The sequence below is a fragment of the Blastococcus sp. SYSU DS1024 genome, assembly GCF_054050795.1.
This window is the reverse complement of the sequence record NZ_JBJHAA010000013.1, coordinates 1-19,811: the sequence shown is the minus strand read 5'-3', so window position 1 is coordinate 19,811 and position 19,811 is coordinate 1. Positions and strand designations below refer to the sequence as shown.

Sequence of the window (19,811 nt, the reverse complement as noted above, 5' to 3'; positions counted from 1 at the left end):
ACTGATCGGTGTCAGACGCCGAGCGCCGCCGACATCTCCGCGCGCAGCTGGTCCAGCTCGTCGGCACCGCGGCCGCGGGCGGCGATCAGGCCGGCGTCGTCGTGCACCGGGACGACCGTCTCCAGGTAGGCCTTCAGCTTCGGCTCGGTGCCGCTGGGCCGCACGATGACCCGCACGCCCTCGCCGAGCAGCCGGACGGCGTCCACCGGCGGCGACCCCTCGGCGAGATCGGCGAACTCCACCGGCCGGCCCAGCAGGGTGGCCGGCGGCGCCGAGCGCACCCGCGCCATCGCCCCGGCGATGACCGAGAGGTCCTCGACCCGCACCGACAGCTGCCCGGTGACGAACAGGCCGTGCTCGGTGGCCAGCTCGTCCAGCCGGTCCAGGACCGTCCGCCCGTCGGCCTTCAGCTCCGCCGCGAGCAGCGCGACGGCGAGCGCCGCGGAGATGCCGTCCTTGTCCCGCACCACCGACGGCGCCACCGAGTAGCCCAGCGCCTCCTCGTACCCGTACACCAGCGGCGCCGCCTCGGACCCGGCCCGCATGATCCACTTGAACCCGGTCGGCGTCTCCTCCGACGGGGCCCCGTGCGCCTCGGCGACGACGTGCATCAGCGAGCCGCTCACCAGCGACGACGCGTAGGTGCCGCGCACGCCGCGGCGCAGCAGCCAGTCCGCGAGCAGCGCGCCCACCTCGTCGCCGGTGAGCTGCCGCCCGCCGCACACCACCGAGCAGCGGTCGGCGTCGGGGTCCTCGGCGATCGCCACGTCGGCGCCCACCCGGTCGGCCAGGGCCAGCAGCAGGTCCACCGCCCCGGGCTCCTCCGGGTTCGGGAAGGCCACGGTCGGGAAGGCGGGGTCGGGGGCGTCCTGCTCCGGCACGCTCACCGGCGCGGGCAGGCCCGCGGCGGCGAAGACCGCGCGCGTCGTCCCGGCGCCCACGCCGTGCATCGCGGTGTAGGCGACGGTCAGCGCCGAGCGGGCGTCGGCGGGCACCCGGCCGGGGTCGACCGCCCGCACGACGGCGTCGACATAGTCGGTCTCGATGCCGTCCCCGAGGGTCAGCCAGTCGTCGGACCGCGGCACGTCGCGCGCGCTGCCCACCGCGGCGATCGCGGCCTCGATCTCCCGGTCGGCCGGCGGCACCAGTTGCGCGCCGTCGCCGAGGTAGACCTTGTAGCCGTTGTCGTCGGGCGGGTTGTGGCTGGCGGTCACCATGATCCCGGCCGCGCACCCCAGGTGGCGGACGGCGAAGGCGAGCACCGGCGTCGGCAGCGGGCGGGGCATGACCTGCACGGCGAAGCCCGCCCCGGCCAGCACCTCGGCGGAGATGCGGGCGAACTCGTCGGACCGGCGGCGTGCGTCGAACCCGATCACCACGCCGCCGCCCGCGTGCCCGGCCGCCGTCAGCCAGGAGGCCAGTCCCGCGGCCGCACGGGTGACGACGGCGGCGTTCATCCCGGCCGGCCCGGCGCGCAGCGGTCCGCGCAGCCCCGCCGTCCCGAAGGTCAGCGGACCGGCGAACCGGCGCTCGAGCTCCGCGGTGTCCCCGGCGTCGACCAGCGCCGTGATCTCGGCGCGGTCGCCCTCGTGCGGGTCCGCGTCGGCCCAGGCGCGGGCGGTGTCGAGCAGCTCCTGGGTCATGCCGGGAAGTTCTCCGCGTCGAAGTCGGCGGTCGTGTACTCGCCCCCGACCCGATGGTGCACCGGATCGGAGAGGTCGGGCTCGCCGTGGGTGCCGATCAGCGCCCCGGCGTACCCCTCGGCGTCGTCGGTGGACCGGTAGCCCAGGGCCTCCGCGGCGGAGAGGTCCCACCAGCGGCGGGTGTTGTCGGACACCCCCCACACCACGCGGAAGCCCGGCGACGGCGCGGTGAGCGCGGCATCGACCAGCGCGACGGTGTCGGCGGGGGAGAGCCAGGTGGAGAGCTGGCGGGTCGTGGTCGGCTCGGCGAAGGCGCTGCCGATCCGCAGGCAGACGACGTCGAGGCCGTAGCGGTCCACGTACAGCGAGCCCAGCGCCTCCATCGCGACCTTCGAGACGCCGTAGTAGGTGTCCGGCCGCGGCGGGGCGTCGGCCTCGCGCAGCAGCCCGTCCGCGGGGCGCTCGGTGTACCCGGACGCGTGGTTGCTGCTGGCCAGGACCACGCGCCGGACGCCGGCCTGCCGGGCCGCCTCGAGCGCGCAGTAGGTGCCCTGGATGTTGGCGTGCGAGATCGCCGCCCACGTCGACTCACCGGAGATGCCCGCGAGGTGGACCACGGCCGACGCGCCGCGGGCGGCGTCGGTCATGGCCGCCAGGTCGGTGACGTCGGCGACGAGGTGCTCCTCGCCCGGACGGGGTCCGGTCACCGGCACGACGTCGAGGCTGCGCACCGCCCAGCCGCGCTCCGGCAGGCCGCCGCGCAGGACCGTGCCGATCCGGCCGGCGGCGCCGGTGACGAGGACGGGGCCGGTCACGGGAGCCGCTCGATGAGCTGCACCAGGAACTGCCCCAGCCGCCCGGCGGCGGCCTTGCCCGCGGCGAGGACCTCCTCGTGGTCCAGCGCCGCACCGGTGATGCCGGCCGCGGCGTTGGTGACCATCGACAGACCGAACACCTCGACCCCCGCGGCGCGGGCCGCGATGGCCTCCAGCGCGGTGGACATGCCGACCAGGTCGGCGCCGAGCGTGCGCAGCATGCGGATCTCGGCCGGCGTCTCGAAGTGCGGGCCGGGCAGCTGGGCGTAGACGCCCTCGAGCAGTGACGGGTCCAGCTCCCGGGCCAGGGCGCGGAGCCGGCCGGAGTAGAGGTCGGTGAGGTCGACGAAGTTCGCGCCGACCAGCGGTGACCGCGCGGTCAGGTTGAGGTGGTCGGAGATGACCACCGCCTGGCCCACCCGGTGCTCGGGGGCCAGCCCGCCGGCGGCGTTGGTCAGGACGATCGTCCGCACGCCCGCGGCCGCGGCGGTGCGCACGCCGTGCACGACCGGCTCGACGCCGCGCCCCTCGTAGTAGTGGGTGCGGCCCAGGAACAGCAGCACCCTGCGCTCGCCCACCCGGACCGAGCGGATCTCGCCGCCGTGCCCGACGACGGTCGGGGCCGCGAAACCGGGCAGGTCGCCGATCGCCACCGATCCGGCGGTCTCGCCGAACGCGTCGGCCGCCGGCGCCCAGCCCGAGCCCATGACGACGGCGACGTCGTGCGGACCGCCGAGCGCGGTGGTCAGGGCGTCGGCCGCCTGCGCGGCCAGTGCGGTGGGATCGGTTCCGGGGTGCTCGCTCACGCAGGGACGCTAACGCAACCGGGCAGGTGACGAGATGGAACGGCCTGCCTGCAGGGCCCCGCACCGAGCGGAGCGAGGGACGGGGGGCAGGCAGGTCCTTCTAGACTCCCGGAGGTGGAGATCCCTTTCCGTAGCTCGGAACGCGCCAGCCTCGGGGTGGAGTGGGAGCTGCAGCTCGTCGACCGGGAGACCCGCGAGCTCTCCTCCGGCGCCAACGAGGTCCTGGAGGCGCTGCGTCCCGACGGGGCCGACGAGCACCCCAAGGCCAAGCACGAGCTGCTGCAGTCGACGGTCGAGATCATCACCGGCGTCTGCACCACGGTGGGCGAGGCGAAGGCCGACCTCGCCGGCACCCTCGCCGAGGTGGTCGCCCAGGCCGACCGGCGGGGGCTGGGGGTGCTGTGCGCCGGCACCCATCCCTTCACCGACTGGCAGTCCCAGGAGATCTCGCCCAAGGAGCGCTACCAGCAGCTGGTCGAGCGCATGCAGTGGCTGGCCCGCCGCATGCAGATCTTCGGCGTCCACGTGCACGTCGGTGTCCGGGCACCGGAGAAGGTCATCCCGATCGTCAACGCGCTGTGCGCGTACGTCCCGCACTTCCTCGCCCTGTCGTCGTCCTCGCCGTTCTGGGTCGGCTGCGACACCGGCCTCGCCTCGGCCCGGACCAAGGTCTTCGAGGGCATGCCCACCGCGGGCCTGCCCTTCCAGCTCGCCGACTGGGGCGAGTTCGAGGAGTACATGGAGACGCTGATCTCCACGAAGAGCATCGAGAGCGTCCGCGAGGTGTGGTGGGACATCCGCCCGCACCCGGACTTCGGCACCGTGGAGCTGCGCATCTGCGACGGCCTCCCGACCCTCGACGAGGTCGGCGCGGTCGCCGCGCTCGCGCAGTGCCTGGTCGAGCAGTTCGACACCCAGCTCGACCGCGGCTACACCCTGCCCCGGCCCGAGGAGTGGGTCGTCCGCGAGAACAAGTGGCGGGCCTCCCGGTACGGCCTGGACGCCGAGATCGTGGTCGACGAGCACTACGCGGTCCGGCCGGTGCGCGACGCCATCGCCGAGCTGGTGGCCGAGCTGATGCCGACCGCGCGGAGGCTGGAGTGCGAGGCCGAGCTGGCCGACGTCCTGCGCATCCTGGAGGTCGGCGCCTCCTACCAGCGGCAGCGGGCCGTGGCCCTGGAGCACGACGGCGAGCTGGTCCCCGTCGTCGACAGCCTGCTCGCCGAGCTGCGCGACGGCCTGCCGGCGCGCGGTCCCTCCGGGCGCCCCGACGGACCGGTGCCCGGGCCGGCCGAGTGCGCGGGGGGGCACGCAGCGTGACCCCGGTCGTGGAGAAGCTGGGTGCCGCGGTCGACGAGTGGGCCACCGCCAACGCGTCCGCGCTGTCGGCCACCCGGCGGCACCTGCACGCCCACCCCGAACTCGGCTACGCGGAGTTCGAGACCACCTCGTTCCTCGAGGAGCGGCTGCGCCACCACGGGCTCACGCCGCGCCGGCTGCCCACCGGCACGGGGCTCACCGTCGACGTCGGGACGGGCGGGGGACCGGTCGTCGTGCTGCGCGCCGACATCGACGCGCTGCCCCTGAAGGACCTCAAGGACGTCCCGTACGCCTCCACCCGCGAGGGACTGGCCCACGCCTGCGGGCACGACGTGCACACCACGGTGGTCCTCGGCGTGGCCGTCGCGCTCGCGTCGCTGGACGGCCTCCCCGGCACCGTCCGGTGCGTCTTCCAGCCCGCCGAGGAGACCGTGCCCGGCGGCGCCACGGAGGTCGTCGCCTCCGGCGTCCTCGACGGGGCGTCCCGCGCCTTCGCCCTGCACTGCGACCCGTCGATCCCGGCCGGGAGGATCGGCCTGCGCACCGGCCCGATCACCGCCGCCTGCGACCGGATGGACGTGACGCTCACCGGACCCGGCGGGCACACCGCCCGCCCGCAGCTCACCGTCGACCTGGTCGACGCCCTCGGCCGGCTGATCACCGACCTGCCCTCGCTGCTCTCCCGGCAGGTCGATCCCCGGGCGGGGATGTCGCTGGTCTGGGGCGCGGTGAACGCCGGGGTCGCGGCCAACGCCATCCCGCAGCGCGGCACGCTCCGCGGCACGGTCCGGGTGCTCGACCGGGAGGCCTGGAAGGGCGCGGAGGACCTGCTGCGCTCCCTGGTCGAGCGGGTCGTCGCCACCACCGGCGCCCAGGTCGACGTGGACTACATCCGCGGGGTGCCGCCGGTGGTGAACGACCCGCGGGCGGTCGCCCTGCTGCGCACGGCGGCGCTGGGCACCGTGGGCGCCGACAACCTGGTCCTGTCGCCGCAGAGCATGGGCGGGGAGGACTTCGGCTGGTTCGCCGACGTCATGCCGATCGCGCTGGCCCGGCTGGGCACCCACGGCGGCGGCGCCCCGCTCGACCTGCACCGGGGCACCTTCGACGTCGACGAGCGGGCCATCGGCGTCGGCGTGCGGCTGCTCTCCCGCACCGCGCTGCTGGCGCTGGAGGCCGACGCCGAGCACGCGGCGACCGGCGTCCAGGCACCCCCTCGCACGCGCCGACCCGCGCCCGGAGACACTTCTGCCCGACGAGCCCTGGACGAGAGGCGGGAACCCGAGGATGAGTTCCACCGACCAGCGGACCAGCAGCGGTCCGGGAAGCGCACCGGCTGACGCCGACGTGCCGGCCGAGCACGCGGTCCCCGACGACCTCGTGCTCGCGGGTGAGTTCGACGCGGTGACCCGCGAGCAGTGGCGCGAACTGGTCAGCGGCGTGCTGCGCAAGGCCGGCCGGGAGGACCTCCCCGACCCGGTCGAGGACGCGCTGCGCCGTCCGGTGGCCCCGGGTGTGACGGTGGCGCCGCTCTACACCGCCGAGGACGCCGGCGACCTCCCCGCGGGCGTCGGGGTGCCCGGCCTGCCGCCGTTCGTGCGCGGGGCCCGTCCCGCCGGCGGGCCGGCCGGGTCGACCGAGGTCGCCGCGTCCGGTGGCGCCGAGGGCGGCGCGTCCGGCGGGTGGGACATCCGGCAGCGGCACGCGCACCCCGATGTCGCCGTCACCCGGGAGGCGATCGCCGCCGACCTGGAGAACGGCGTCACCTCGCTGTGGCTGGTCCTCGGCGAGGGCGCCATCCCCGTCGACTCCCTCGGCGACGTGCTCTCCGACGTCTACCTCGACCTGGCGCCGGTGAGCGTGCAGGGCGGGCCGGGGGTGGGCGAGGCGCAGGCGGCGGCCGAGGCGTTCCTCGACCTGGTGGCGGGCCGTACCGACCTCGCACCCGGTGGCTCGCTGGGGCTCGACCCGCTCGGCGTCCAGGCCGCCTCGGGGGAGGAGCAGGACCTCACCGGGCTGGCCGACGTCGCCCGCCGGGCCGCCGCCCACGCCGGTCTGCGCACCGTCGTCGTCGACGGCACCGTCTTCCACGACGCCGGGGCGTCGGTGGTCGAGGAGCTCGGCTGTTCGCTGGCCGCGGGCGTCGCCTACCTCCGGGCGCTGACCGGCGGCGGGCTGACCGTCGACGAGGCGGTCGCGCAGCTCGAGTTCCGCTACGCCGCCTCGGCCGACCAGTTCACGACCATCGCCGCGCTGCGTGCGGCGCGCCGGCTGTGGGACCGGGTCGGCGAGGTCAGCGGCGCCTCGCCCGAGGTTCGCGCCCAGCACCAGCACGCCGTCACCTCGTCGGTGATGACGACGAAGCGCGACCCGTGGGTCAACATGCTGCGCACCACCGTGGCCTGCTTCGCCGCCGGCGTCGGCGGCGCGGACGCCGTCACGGTGCAGCCGTTCGACGCCGCGCTCGGGCTGCCCGACTCCTTCTCCCGCCGGATCGCGCGCAACACGCAGAACCTGCTCGTGGAGGAGGGGCACCTCGGCCGGGTGCTCGACCCGGCCGGTGGATCCTGGTACGTGGAGTCGCTCACCGACGAGTTTGCCCGGGCGGCCTGGGCCTGGTTCACCGAGATCGAGCGGGCCGGCGGGTTGGCGGCGGCCCTCTCCTCGGGCCTCGTCCGCGACCGGGTCGCGCGGGCGTGGGACGCGCGCGCGAAGCGGCTGGCCACGCGGGCGGACGCGATCACCGGCGTCAGCGAGTTCCCCAACCTCACCGAGAAGCTGCCCGAGCGCCGGCCGGCCGCCGAGGTGCTGCCGGCCACCGGCGGGCTGCCGCGGGTGCGGGCCGCGCAGGAGTTCGAGGAGCTGCGCGACGCCGCCGACGCGGCGACGTCGTCGGGCGGGGAGCGGCCGAGCGTCTACCTGGCCACCCTCGGGCCGATCGCGCGGCACACCGCGCGGGCGACCTTCGCGGCCAACCTGTTCCAGGCCGGTGGGCTGGCCACCCCGGCCGGGGACGGCGCCGGCGGCCTCGCGGACGCCGGCACGACCGTCGCCTGCATCTGCGGCACCGACAAGGACTACGCCGAGTCCGCCGCGGCGCTGGCGGCGGAGCTGAAGGCGGCCGGCGCCACGCAGGTGTGGCTGGCCGGCAAGCCCGACCTCGCCGTCGACGGCGTCGACGGCTACGTGCACGCCGGGTGCGACGCGCTCTCGGCGCTGCGGACGGTCCACGAGCAGCTGGGTCTCGAAGGAGTGCAGGCATGAGCGCGATCCCCGACTTCGGCGACGTCGAGCTGGGCCGCCCGTCGGCCGGCACCTCGGCGGAGGACTGGGCCAAGGCCTTCGAGGAGGCCACCGGCCGTGGCGTGGCGGAGGCGACCTGGGAGACCCCGGAGGGCATCGCCGTCCCGCCGCTGTACACCCCCGCCGACCTCGAGGGCCTGGACTTCCTCGACACCCTGCCCGGGCTGCCGCCGTTCCTGCGGGGCCCCTACCCGACGATGTACACGACGCAGCCGTGGACGGTCCGCCAGTACGCGGGCTTCTCCACCGCCGCGGAGTCCAACGCCTTCTACCGGCGCAACCTCGCCGCCGGCCAGAAGGGTCTGTCGATCGCGTTCGACCTGCCCACGCACCGCGGCTACGACTCCGACCACCCGCGGGTGCCCGGCGACGTCGGCATGGCGGGCGTGGCGATCGACTCGATCCTGGACATGCGGCAGCTGTTCGACGGCATCCCGCTGGACAAGATGTCGGTGTCCATGACGATGAACGGCGCCGTGCTGCCCGTGCTCGCGCTCTACATCGTCGCGGCCGAGGAGCAGGGGGTGGCCCCGGAGCAGCTCACCGGGACCATCCAGAACGACATCCTCAAAGAGTTCATGGTGCGGAACACCTACATCTATCCGCCCAAGCCCTCGATGCAGATCATCAGCGACATCTTCAGCTTCACCTCGAAGCAGATGCCGAAGTTCAACTCGATCTCGATCTCCGGGTACCACATCCAGGAGGCCGGGGCCACGGCCGACCTGGAGCTGGCCTACACGCTGGCCGACGGCGTCGAGTACCTGAAGGCCGGTCAGGCCGCGGGGATGGACGTCGACGCGTTCGCGCCGCGGCTGAGCTTCTTCTGGGCCATCGGCATGAACTTCTTCATGGAGGTGGCGAAGCTGCGGGCCGGGCGCCTGCTGTGGGCGAAGCTGGTGAAGGAGGCCGGGGCGCAGAACCCCAAGTCGCTGTCGCTGCGCACCCACTCGCAGACCTCGGGCTGGTCGCTGACCGCGCAGGACGTCTACAACAACGTCGTCCGCACCTGCCTGGAGGCGATGGCGGCGACCCAGGGGCACACCCAGTCGCTGCACACCAACGCCCTCGACGAGGCGCTCGCGCTGCCCACCGACTTCTCCGCCCGCATCGCGCGCAACACCCAGCTGATGCTCCAGCAGGAGTCGGGGACCACCCGCGTCGTCGACCCGTGGGGCGGCTCGGCCTACGTCGAGAAGCTCACCTACGACCTGGCCCGCCGCGCCTGGGCGCACATCCAGGAGGTCGCCGAGCACGGCGGCATGGCGCAGGCCATCGACGACGGCATCCCGAAGCTGCGCATCGAGGAGGCCGCCGCCCGCACCCAGGCGCGGATCGACTCCGGCCGCCAGCCGGTCATCGGCGTGAACAAGTACCGGGTGGACGCCGACGAGGCGATCGAGGTCCTGAAGGTCGACAACGCCGACGTGCTGGCCCAGCAGAAGGCCAAGCTCGAGCAGCTGCGCGCCGACCGGGACGGCCGCGCCGTCACCGAGGCGCTGGGCCGGCTCACCGACGCCGCCCGCGCCGCCGCCGACGGCCGCCGCGGCAACGACCTGGACACCAACCTGCTGAAGCTCGCCGTCGACGCCGCGCGGGCCAAGGCGACCGTCGGCGAGATCTCCGACGCCCTCGAAGCCGTCTACGGCCGGCACGCCGGCCAGGTCCGCACCATCTCCGGCGTCTACCGCGACGAGGCAGGAGCATCCGGGCCGATGGAGGAGACGCGCCGCCTGGCCGAGGAGTTCGCCGAGGCCGAGGGCCGCCGGCCGCGCATCCTGGTGGCCAAGATGGGCCAGGACGGGCACGACCGCGGGCAGAAGGTCATCGCCACCGCCTTCGCCGACCTCGGCTTCGACGTCGACGTCGGCCCGCTGTTCCAGACGCCCGACGAGGTCGCCCGGCAGGCGGTCGAGGCCGACGTGCACGTCGTCGGCGTCTCCTCGCTGGCCGCCGGCCACCTCACCCTGGTGCCGGCGCTGCGCGACGCGCTCGCCGGGCTCGGCGCCGACGACGTGCTGATCGTGGTCGGCGGGGTCATCCCGCCCGACGACGTGCCGACGCTGAAGGAGATGGGCGCCGCGGCGGTCTTCCCGCCCGGCACCGTCATCGCCGAGGCGGCGCAGGAGCTGCTGCGGACCCTGTCCTCTCGTCTCGGCCACTGATGGCGAGAGAGGTCGACGTACCGGCGCTCGTCGAGGGTGTGCTCGCGAGGGACCGCCGGGTGATGGCGCGCGCCATCACGCTGGTGGAGTCCCGGCGGGCCGACCACCGGGAGAAGGCGCAGGAGCTGCTGGTCGAGCTGCTGCCGCACGCCGGGGGAGCGCGCCGCATCGGGATCAGCGGCGTCCCCGGCGTCGGGAAGTCGACCTTCATCGACCAGCTCGGGGTGGACCTGACGGGTGCGGGTCACCGCGTCGCCGTGCTCGCCGTCGACCCGTCGTCGGCCCGGTCCGGCGGCTCGATCCTGGGCGACAAGACCCGCATGGCCCGGCTGGCGGTCGACCCGGACGCCTTCATCCGGCCGTCGCCCACCTCGGGCACGCTCGGCGGCGTCGCCCAGGCGACGCGGGAGTCGATGGTCGTGGTGGAGGCGGCCGGGTACGACGTCGTCCTGGTCGAGACCGTCGGCGTCGGCCAGTCGGAGATCACCGTCGCGGAGATGGTGGACTCGTTCCTGTTCCTGACCATCGCCCGCACCGGTGACCAGCTGCAGGGCATCAAGCGCGGCATCCTCGAGATCGCCGACGTCATCGCCGTGAACAAGGCCGACGGCCCGGCGGCCGCCGACGCCCGCAAGGCGGCGCGGGAGCTGTCCTCGGCGATCCGGATGCTCCGCGGCCGGGGCGAGCCGTGGGACGTGCCGGTGCTCACCTGCGCCGGGCTGACCGGCGAGGGCATGGACCAGGTGTGGGCCAAGCTCGTCGAGCACCAGGAGCGGGCGAAGGCGTCCGGGGCCTTCGACGAGCGGCGCCGCACCCAGCAGGTGCGCTGGACCTGGCAGCTGGTGCGCGACGGGCTGGAGCACTCGCTGCGCGCGCACCCCGGGGTGCGGGCCGCCGTCCCCGAGCTGGAGAAGGCGGTGCTGGCGGGGGAGCTGACCCCGGCGCTGGCCGCGCAGCAGATCCTGGGCGCGTTCCTCGGCCGGCCGGACGACGTCCCCGGCTGATCCCACCCGCCCCACGCGCACGTCACGGGCGCACCGCCCCCGCGGGTCCCGTGTCGGACACATCCGTCACGGTGCGTGTGCGCCCGGCCACTACCGTTCCCCCGAGCCGATCGAGGGGGAGGCGTGGTCGCACACCGCGAGCAGGGACCGACGGACCAGGGGCGCCTGCGCGTCGTGGACAGCCTGCGCTTCGTCGCGGCGCTGGCCGTGGTGCTCTTCCACTACACCGGCCGGGACAGCGTGGCGTGGGGCGAGAGCGTGCGCGACGTCTTCCCGTTCCTCAGCCGCTTCACCATCTACGGCGGCTTCGGTCCCTACCTGTTCTTCATGATCAGCGGGTTCGTGATCCTGATGAGCACGTGGGGCAGGTCCGTGCCGTCGTTCGTCGGCTCCCGCGTCGGCCGGTTGTACCCCGCGTACTGGTTCGCCGTCGTGCTGACCGCCGTGGTCCTGGTGACCAACCGGTCGATCCTGGCCGACTGGGACGCGGTGGGCCTGCCGGGTGCCGTCCTCAACCTCACGATGTTCCAGAGCGCGTTCGGCGTCCCGAACCTCGACGGGGCCTTCTGGACGCTCTGGGTCGAGCTGAAGTTCTACCTGCTCCTGCTGGGGATGGCCCTGATCGGCATCACCCGGGAGCGGATGCTCGCCCTGTGCCTCGTCTGGCCGGTCCTCGGGGCGCTGGCGCAGCGCTGGGACTCGCCGCTGCTGACGGAGCTCCTCGCCCCGACCTACGCGCCGTTCTTCTGCATCGGCATCCTGATCTACCTGGTGCACCGCGAGGGGTGGAGCGCCGGCATCGGGCTGCTGCTGGCGATGAACTACTGCTTCGCCCTCTGGGTGTGCGCCGCCTACTACATCCCCTGGTCGGTCCGGGTGGCCGGCGCCCCGGTGTCCTTCCGTGCGCTGGCCGTCCTGCTGACGCTGTGCATCGCGGCGCTGGCGGTGGCCACGCTCACGCGGGTCAGCCGGGTGGACTGGCGCTGGCTGACCTTCCTCGGCGCCCTGACGTACCCGCTCTACGTCATCCACCAGGTGAGCGGCTGGGTGCTGCTCAACCGCCTGGGCCCCGTGTTGCCCGCCTACGCCGCGCTGGCCGTCGTCGTGGCGCTGATGCTGGTGCTCGCCTACCTCGTGCACCGGTTCGTCGAGCGGCCCTTCGGGAGCCGGCTGCGGCGGGCGGTGGAGCGGGATCTCTCCTCCGTCGCGGCGCGCCGACCGTCCGCCGACCGCCACGACGGCACGTCGCACCCCACCGGCGGTGGCCGGTCGCGTCCGCTGCCCCCGCTGCCCTCCTCACGGGTGCCGGTGGAGCAGGCCGGTGAGCTGCTGGACGCCGCCTCCCCGGGTGCCGGGCGGCGCTGACGCGGCCCGGCACCGGTCACTGGCGGACGACCAGGTTGGTGCTGTCGACGAACCGGCCGACGTCCGTGCTCAGCATCTCGATCACCTGGGCCACGTGCTCCGGCTGCATGATCGTCGACGGGTCCTCGTCGGGCGCCAGCGTGCGGCGCAGGTCCGTCGCGGTCCGGCCGGGGGAGATGCACACGACCCGGGTGCCGTAGATGGCGAGCTCCTCGCGCATGACCTCGCTCATGTTGATGACCGCGGCCTTCGACGCCGAGTAGGTCAGCCACCCCGAGCGGCCCTGGATGCCCGCCGTCGAGGCGACGTTGACGACCACCTCGAACCTGTTCCCCAGGTGCAGCAGCTCCTGGACGATCGTGAACGGGGCGTACAGGTTGACCGCCATGGTCCGCTCGAACTCCTCGAAGCGGATCTGGTGGATCGGCTGCGGGTTGGTGTAGCCGGCGTTGTTGACCAGCACGTCGACGTTGCCGTGGGCCGAATGCACGTCCCGCACGAGGTCGAGGATGCCGGGCCGGTCGGCCAGGTCGAAGGCGTGCGCGGTGACCTCGACGGCCGGGTTCAGCGCGGAGACCCTCGAGACGGCGTCGTCGAACGCCGGGGAGCTGCGGGCCACCAGCACCAGCTGCGCGACGTCGTCCCGCGCCGCGAAGCGCTCGGCGGTCCGGAGCCCGATCCCCTTCGACGCCCCGGTGACCAGGACGGTGCGGCCCTCAGACATCCTCGGTCTCCCCGTGCAGCAGGGACACCGCGAGGTGGATGTCGGTCGGGGTGGTCACCTTGATGTTCGTGTCCTGGCCGTCGATGTAGTGCACCGGGATGCCGGCGGCGGCGAGCATCGAGGCGTCCTCGGTGAAGCCGTGGCCCTGCGTCGCGGCGAACTCGTGCGCCTCGGCGAGGTCGGCGAGGGCGAACTTCTGCGGCAACTGGACGTTGCGCAGCCGGTCCCGGTCCAGGTAACCGGTGACCGCGCGCGTCTCCGGGTCCACCGGGGCCACGGTGAACGGGATCGGGATCATGTAGCTCACGTTCCGCTCGGGCGAGCTGATGAGCCGGCTGAAGTCGGCGGAGCGCACGAGCGGCCGGGCCGCTTCGTGCAGGACGACGTCGCCGTTCCGGCAGAGCTTCAGAGCGGCGGCCACCGACTCCTGCCGGGTGGCGCCGGCCGCGACGTAGTCCACCGGGGTCCGGATGGCGTAGTCGCGGACGATGCCCTCGACCTCCTCGCGCCAGCCCTCGGGGTAGTTGAGGACGATCTGATCGAGCTCCGGCACCGCGTCGGCGGCGACGAGCGAGTACACGAGGATCGGGATGCCGTTGACGGTCAGGAACTGCTTCGGCCGGTCGGCGCGCATCCGCGTGCCGCTGCCACCGTTGAGCAGAACGAGTGAGTACACGTTGATCCGTCCTCGTCCGGGTGGGGCCGGGGAGGTCCGGGGACCACCCGAGCCGTCCGGCGGAGTCCGGCCCATCCTCGCAGACCGGTCGGGCGGCTGATCGCCGCCGCAGGCAGGGTGGTTCAGAACGCGCTGCGGCACTCCCGGGAGCGCAGCTCGCGCGTGTAGTCGTCGGGGGCCCCGGCGGCCTCCGCGGCGTCGGCCATCGCGCCCAGGTGCCGGGCCGAGGGCAGGCCCCCCTCGAAGGCGTCCAGCACGTAGACGTAGGCGACGACGTCGCCGCCCAGGGTGTGCACCCGCAGGTGCACCCGGCGGTAGAGGCCCGAGTCCGCGCCTTCCCAGGCGTCGAGCGCTCGCTCGTCGGCCTCGGTCAGGTCGTAGAGGGCGACGAACACGCCGGCCGTCTCCCCGCCCGATCCCTCGTCCGCGGGGACCAGGGTGGCCAGGGCACCCTCCCAGCCCAGCTCCTCGCCGCCGAACGTCAGCCGCCAGCCGCGGATCCAGCCGGTGCCGGCGTGCGGGGACGACGGGCACCGGCGCAGCATCTGAGCCGGGTCCATGTTCGACCCGTAGGCGGCGTAGAGGCCCATCCCGGCGAGCCTAACCAGGCGGCACCGCCCGCGGGGAACGGGCGGTGGCGCCGATCCGGGGCGCACCGGGGACAATGGCGGGCGACGGACCGCCCGGCAACGGAAGATGGAGCCATGACCCGCATCGTCATCATCGGTGGTGGCCCGGCCGGCTACGAGGCCGCGCTGGTCGCCGCGCAGCTCGGTGCGCAGGTCACCGTCATCGAGCGCGACGGCATCGGCGGCGCCAGCGTGCTCACCGACTGCGTCCCCTCCAAGGCCCTGATCGCGGCGGCCGGCGCCATGACGTCGGTACGCGACTCCGCCGTCCTCGGCGTGCACGGTGCGGAGCTCGCGACCGTGAGCCTGGACCTGCCCGCCGCGAACCAGCGGGTGAAGAACCTGTCGATGGCGCAGTCGGCCGACATCCACGCCCGGCTGGACGCCGAGGGCGTGCGGATCGTCGCCGGGCGGGGGCGGCTGGCCGACGACGAGCCCGGCCTGGCCGCGCACGCGGTGGAGATCCTCGACGAGGACGGCACCGTCACCGAGGAGGTCGAGGGCGACGTCGTCCTCATCGCCACCGGCGCCGACCCGCGCGTGCTGCCCGGGGCCGAGCCCGACGGCGAGCGGATCCTCGACTGGCGCGACGTCTACGACCTGCAGGAGCCGCCGGAGCACCTGGTGGTCGTGGGCTCGGGCGTCACCGGCGCGGAGTTCGCCTCCGGCTACCTGGAGGCGGGCGTCCCGGTCACCCTCGTCTCCTCCCGCGACCGCGTGCTGCCCGGCGAGGACTCCGACGCCGCCGAGGTGCTCGAGCAGGTCTTCCAGTCCCGCGGCGGCCGGCTGGAGCGCGGCCGCGCCGCGGGGGTGAAGCGCACCGAGAAGGGCATCGCCGTCGAGCTCACCGACGGGCGCTGCGTCGAGGGCTCGCACGCCCTCATGACGGTCGGCACGGTGCCCAACACCGCCGGGCTGGGCCTCGAGCGGGCCGGCGTGCAGGTGACCGAGTCCGGCCACGTCGTCGTCGACCGGGTCTCCCGCACCTCGGTGCCGGGCGTCTACGCCGCCGGCGACGTCACCGGTGTCTTCCAGCTGGCCTCCGTGGCTGCGATGCAGGGCCGGATCGCCATGTGGCACGCCCTGGGCGAGGCGGTCGCCCCGATCAAGCTCAAGACGGTCGCGGCGAACGTCTTCACCCACCCCGAGATCGCCACCGTCGGCGTCCAGGAGAAGTCGCTCGCGGAGAACGCCGACGTCGAGGCGGTGCGGCTTCCGCTGGCGACCAACGCCCGCGCCAAGATGAGCGACCTGCACGACGGGTTCGTGAAGCTCTTCGCGCGGCGGTCCACCGGCGTCATCGTCGGCGGCGTCGTCGTCTCCCCGGGGGCCTCGGAGCTCGTGCTGCCGATCGCGCTCGCCGTCACCAAGGGGCTGACGGTCGACGACCTCGCGCAGACCTTCGCCATCTACCCGTCGCTGTCGGGGTCGATCACCGAGGCGGGGCGCCGCCTCATGGGGGCCGACGACCTGGCCTGACGACAGCCGAGCGAGCATCGCGGCGAGGGGCGAGCGAGGAGCGGACCCAGGCGCAGGACGGGGTGCCGGCGTAGCGCACGGCTGGGGGCCTCGGGGCGCCTGCGGCGGGTGTGACGGGAGTTCGGCTCAACATCGCCGATCCGGTGCCGATGCCGCCCCGGTCCGCCGAGTCAGGAGTCGATGTCTCCTGACCGCGACCTCCGTCGTCCCCGCGGCCTCCGTCGTCCGTCCCGCGCGCTCGGGCTGGCCGGCGCGATCCTCGCCGCCGGCCTCGGCGTCGTCGCGGTGCCCGCCGTGGCCGCCGCGGACAGCGGGGCGACGGCCACGGTCCGGGGCGAGCTGGTGCACGTCTGGGCGGAGGGCTCCGAGGGGCACCGCGCCGAGGGGACCGACGACGCCACCCGGTTGAGCTGGGTCGCCACCGCAGACGGCGCGGTGCGCGTCCCGGCCGAGCAGGTGGCCGACGTCCCGGCCGGTGCCACGGTCGAGCTGACCGTCGGGCGGGCCGTCGAGGACGAGGCGAGCGCCGACGGCCACGACCCGGCCCGCACGGTGCTGGAGAGCGACGTCCTGGCCCCGCCGCCGGTTCCCACGCCGGAGCCGCTGCCCGCACCGCGGGGCGGCCTGACCAACGAGGTCACCGTCGTCCTGGTGGCACCGGCGGGGACGAAGCCGGACGGCACGCGGCTCCGCGACGTCGTCGCGACGGTCGACGGCACGGTCTCCCGGTTCTGGTCCGAGCAGACCGGCGGCGCGATCACCCTCGGCGTCACCGCCCGGCACGACTGGCTGAGCACGACGGCCGGCTGCGCGGACCCGCAGGCGCTGTGGGACGAGGTCGCCGCGGAGGTCGGGTTCGCCGCCGGCCCCGGCAAGCACCTGATGCTCCGGCTGAGCGGCGAGGCCGCCGGCCAGCCGGCCTGCTCGTACGCCCTGGCGCAGGTCGGTGCCTCGCCCGCGTCGGGCGGCCGCCTCTACGTCCGCGACGGCGGCGCCTCGGTGATCGCCCACGAGCTCGGGCACAACTTCGGTCTCGGCCACTCCTCGGGGGAGCAGTGCGACGGCGCGGTGGAGGGCGGCTCCTGCCGCACCGCCGGCTACCGCGACTACTACGACGTGATGGGCGCCTCCTGGGCGCAGCTCGGTTCCCTCAACGCCGTCCAGGCCGCCGCGCTCGGCGTCCTGCCCGGCGATGCGCAGCGGATCGTCTCGGTGGGGGAGGACGCCGCGAGCGTGACCCTGGCGCCGCTCGCCGGCGGCACGGGGCTGCGGGCGCTCCGGCTGGTGGACGCCGAGGGCGTGGCCTACTGGCTCGAGTTCCGCGCCGCCACCGGGCGCGACGCGTGGCTCGGCACCCGCGACAACGTCTACCGCCTCGACGCGGGGGTGCTGCTGCGCCGGGCGGGGCAGTTCCCCGACACCTCGCTGCTGCTGGACGGGACGCCCGGCCCGGCCGACCGCTGGGAGGCCGACCTCCAGTTCGCGCTGCCGGCCGGGGGTGTCGTGACCCTCTCCGGGGGCGACTTCACGGTCACCGTGCGCAGCGTCGACGGCAGCGGGGCGGTGCTGGAGGTGGTCCCGGCGGCCCGGCCCGCGACGGCCGCCGCGGCCGCGGTCGAGACCCGGTCCGGCGAGGGGAGCGCCCCCGGGCGCGGCGCGCCGGCCGCGGCGGCCGGGGACGCGCAGCCGGCTGCGGGCACCGCGCCCGGGGCGACGGAGGAGGTGCCGCCGGCGACGGCCCCCGTGGTCCACCTCGCGGTGCCCCGGCCCGGCCTGTCCCTGGAACCGGTCGCCGACAGCTCCAGCTCCTCCGGCCGTCTCCTGGGGCCGGCCGCCGGGGCCGTGGCCGGCGGCTCGATCCTGCTGCTGGTCCAGACGGCGCGACGGCGTCGCCTGCGTCAGCGCTGACACCGCGGCCGCCGCGTCAGCGGCCGTCGCCGGCCCCGACTCGATTTCAGTTGCGCCCCGCACGTGCCGATGCACGCAGAGTCCCTTCGTCCTGGAGTCCTGCCGTGCGCACTGCCCTTGGGGCCTGGTCCATGCGACCGCTCGTCGTCGTCACCGTCGGTACCGTGCTGCTGAGCGCGGCAGGAGCCCCGTCGGCGCGGTCGGAGGAGCCGACGGCTGCCGGCGACGTCGTGGTCGGGGAGCTCGTCCAGGCCTGGGCGGACCCGGAGCACGTCGACCACGCCGAGGAGGACCACGCCGAGCACCCCGACGAGGGGCTGCTGAGCTGGATCGACGTCGCCGACGGTGCCCCGGTCCGCGTCCCCACCGACGACGTCGAGGGCATCGAGGTGGGCGCGACCGTCGAGGTGACCGTCGGCGCCGAGATCCAGGACGAGGCCACGGTGGAGCAGGGCCTGGAGCCCGCTCGGGAGGTCGTCGCCGCCGAGGTGGTCGCCCCGGCGGAGCTCGCCGCCACCACGGCTCCGCACACCAACGCCGTGACCGTGGTGATGGTCCAGCCCGGCGGAGCGGCGCGCGACGGCAGGCAGCGGGCCGACGTGGTCGCCGCGGTCGACGGCGCCGTCCGGACGTTCTGGCAGGAGCAGAGCAACGGTGCCATCACCGTGGCGGTCACCGGAAGCCACGACTGGATCACCACGACGTCCGGCTGCAGCACCCCGTTCCAGCTGTGGGACGAGGTCGCCACCGCTGTCGGCTGGACCAGTGGACCAGGGCGGCACCTGCTGCTCTACGTGCCCTACGGGACCCCCGGCTGCTCGTACGGTCTGGGGACGGTCGGCTCGGGCGCCGGCAGCGGCGGTCTGGCCTACGCGCAGGACACGGCCACGACGGTGCTCGCCCACGAGCTGGGCCACAACTTCGGCCTGGGGCACTCGTCGGCGCTGCGGTGCGACGGCAGCACGGAGGGCTTCACCACGTCCTGCCAGACGGCGGCGTACGAGGACATGTACGACGTCATGGGCGTCTCGTGGGGCCCGGTGGGCACGCTCAACCCTCCGCACGCTGGCCGGCTGGGCCTCCTGCCCGCCGGTCAGGTCACGACGTTCACCGCCACCGGCGAGCCGATGACCACCCGGATCACGCTCGCACCCACCGGGGGGCGGACCGGGATGCGGGCGCTGAAGCTCGTCGTGCCGACCGGGCGGAGCGCATCCCTGCCGCAGGGCGCCGTGTACTGGCTGGAGTACCGGACGGCGGTGGGGCAGGACGCGTGGCTGGGCACGTCCGCGAACTGGCCGGGCCTGCAGCAGGGCGTCCTGGTTCGCCGGGAGAGCAGCGGGCAGGACACCTCGCTGCTGCTCGACGGCTCGACCCGGCCCGGGCAGACGGACCTCTCCGGGAAGGACGCACTGCCGGTCGACGCGACGATCTGGCTGGGGGAGAGCTTCCAGGTCACCCTGGAGAGCGCCGACTCCTCCGGTGCGACGCTGCGGCTGAGCAGCCATGTGAACAAGCCCGTCGGCCACTGGGACTGGCTGTCGGCGTCGGGGGACAGGCTCTCGGTGGTCGGGTGGGCCTTCGACCCCGACTGGCGGTCCGCGGCGGCGGTGCCGGTGCACGTCTACGTCGACGGCCGGCTCACCGCGATCACCGCGGAGGCGTCGCGGCCGGACGTGGGTGCGGCGTTCCCCGGGGTCGGGGACAACCGCGGGTTCAGCTGGTCGGGGACGGTGGCGCCGGGTGCGCACACCGTGTGCGTGTACGCGATCGACGTCGATGTGAGCTCGCGGAACACCCCGTTGGGCTGCCGGTCGATCACCACGCAGCAGGCGTTGCCGACGGCGCACTGGGACTGGCTGTCGGCGTCGGGGGACAGGCTCTCGGTGGTCGGGTGGGCCTTCGACCCCGACTGGCGGTCCGCGGCGGCGGTGCCGGTGCACGTCTACGTCGACGGCCGGCTCACCGCGATCA

At 74.6% G+C, this 19,811-nt stretch carries 15 protein-coding genes; 9 read left to right on the top strand and 6 right to left on the bottom strand.

The window, feature by feature from the left end; genetic code table 11:
- Positions 1-11: 11 nt before the first annotated feature.
- Genes ACI79S_RS13110 through ACI79S_RS13100 form a run of 3 tightly spaced genes read right to left on the bottom strand, consistent with a single transcriptional unit; the run spans position 12 to position 3,264 of the window.
- On the bottom strand, positions 12-1,643 hold the full coding sequence (locus ACI79S_RS13110; RefSeq protein WP_456593878.1) for a phospho-sugar mutase: 1,632 nt from the start codon (positions 1,641-1,643) through the stop codon (positions 12-14).
- Entirely contained in the window at positions 1,640-2,458 is an 819-nt protein-coding gene (locus ACI79S_RS13105) for an NAD-dependent epimerase/dehydratase family protein (RefSeq protein WP_456593877.1), read from the bottom strand. Before ACI79S_RS13105 ends, ACI79S_RS13110 begins: the two co-directional genes overlap by 4 nt.
- Positions 2,455-3,264 carry a purine-nucleoside phosphorylase gene (locus ACI79S_RS13100; RefSeq protein ID WP_456593876.1) on the bottom strand — a complete coding sequence of 270 codons (810 nt, stop codon included), beginning with the start codon at positions 3,262-3,264 and terminating at the stop codon, positions 2,455-2,457. Before ACI79S_RS13100 ends, ACI79S_RS13105 begins: the two co-directional genes overlap by 4 nt.
- Before the next feature lie 114 nt (positions 3,265-3,378).
- On the opposite strand from ACI79S_RS13100, the gene ACI79S_RS13095 reads away from it, so the two are divergent.
- From ACI79S_RS13095 to ACI79S_RS13070, 6 genes are all read left to right on the top strand, one after another.
- The gene (locus tag ACI79S_RS13095; protein WP_456593875.1) at positions 3,379-4,584 is read left to right on the top strand and encodes a glutamate--cysteine ligase; all 1,206 of its coding nucleotides are present in this window, start codon (positions 3,379-3,381) and stop codon (positions 4,582-4,584) included.
- Positions 4,581-5,924 (top strand): amidohydrolase, encoded by a 1,344-nt coding sequence (locus ACI79S_RS13090; RefSeq protein WP_456593874.1) that lies wholly within the window; start codon positions 4,581-4,583, stop codon positions 5,922-5,924. The genes ACI79S_RS13095 and ACI79S_RS13090 overlap by 4 nt, the downstream gene beginning before the upstream one ends.
- Complete coding sequence (locus tag ACI79S_RS13085; RefSeq protein WP_456593873.1) at positions 5,872-7,848, top strand: methylmalonyl-CoA mutase subunit beta; 1,977 nt, start codon at positions 5,872-5,874, stop codon at positions 7,846-7,848. Before ACI79S_RS13090 ends, ACI79S_RS13085 begins: the two co-directional genes overlap by 53 nt.
- Positions 7,845-10,052, top strand: coding sequence for a methylmalonyl-CoA mutase (scpA, locus tag ACI79S_RS13080; RefSeq protein WP_456593872.1), 2,208 nt, complete (start codon positions 7,845-7,847; stop codon positions 10,050-10,052). The genes ACI79S_RS13085 and scpA overlap by 4 nt, the downstream gene beginning before the upstream one ends.
- Complete coding sequence (meaB, locus tag ACI79S_RS13075) at positions 10,052-11,056, top strand: methylmalonyl Co-A mutase-associated GTPase MeaB (RefSeq protein ID WP_456593871.1); 1,005 nt, start codon at positions 10,052-10,054, stop codon at positions 11,054-11,056. The genes scpA and meaB overlap by 1 nt, the downstream gene beginning before the upstream one ends.
- A 123-nt stretch (positions 11,057-11,179) precedes the next feature.
- A complete protein-coding gene (locus ACI79S_RS13070; RefSeq protein ID WP_456593870.1) occupies positions 11,180-12,421 on the top strand; it encodes an acyltransferase family protein in 1,242 nt (413 codons plus the stop codon).
- Positions 12,422-12,437: 16 nt separating this feature from the next.
- Here ACI79S_RS13070 and ACI79S_RS13065 read toward each other — a convergent pair whose 3' ends face one another.
- The 3 genes from ACI79S_RS13065 to ACI79S_RS13055 form a co-directional block, all read right to left on the bottom strand.
- Complete coding sequence (locus tag ACI79S_RS13065; RefSeq protein WP_456593869.1) at positions 12,438-13,145, bottom strand: SDR family NAD(P)-dependent oxidoreductase; 708 nt, start codon at positions 13,143-13,145, stop codon at positions 12,438-12,440.
- A complete protein-coding gene (locus ACI79S_RS13060; protein WP_456593868.1) occupies positions 13,138-13,821 on the bottom strand; it encodes an IspD/TarI family cytidylyltransferase in 684 nt (227 codons plus the stop codon). Before ACI79S_RS13060 ends, ACI79S_RS13065 begins: the two co-directional genes overlap by 8 nt.
- A gap of 122 nt (positions 13,822-13,943) precedes the next feature.
- Positions 13,944-14,411, bottom strand: a complete 468-nt coding sequence (locus ACI79S_RS13055) for a gamma-glutamylcyclotransferase family protein (RefSeq protein WP_456593867.1) — start codon at positions 14,409-14,411, stop codon at positions 13,944-13,946.
- A gap of 114 nt (positions 14,412-14,525) precedes the next feature.
- On the opposite strand from ACI79S_RS13055, the gene ACI79S_RS13050 reads away from it, so the two are divergent.
- The 3 genes from ACI79S_RS13050 to ACI79S_RS13040 form a co-directional block, all read left to right on the top strand.
- The gene (locus ACI79S_RS13050) at positions 14,526-15,929 is read left to right on the top strand and encodes an NAD(P)H-quinone dehydrogenase (protein WP_456593866.1); all 1,404 of its coding nucleotides are present in this window, start codon (positions 14,526-14,528) and stop codon (positions 15,927-15,929) included.
- A gap of 180 nt (positions 15,930-16,109) precedes the next feature.
- Positions 16,110-17,837: a reprolysin-like metallopeptidase gene (locus ACI79S_RS13045; protein WP_456593865.1), complete on the top strand. Its 1,728-nt coding sequence runs from the start codon at positions 16,110-16,112 to the stop codon at positions 17,835-17,837.
- 104 nt (positions 17,838-17,941) lie between these two features.
- Positions 17,942-19,811 (top strand): reprolysin-like metallopeptidase (locus tag ACI79S_RS13040; protein ID WP_456593864.1); only part of this gene is annotated, 1,870 nt, incomplete at its 3' end.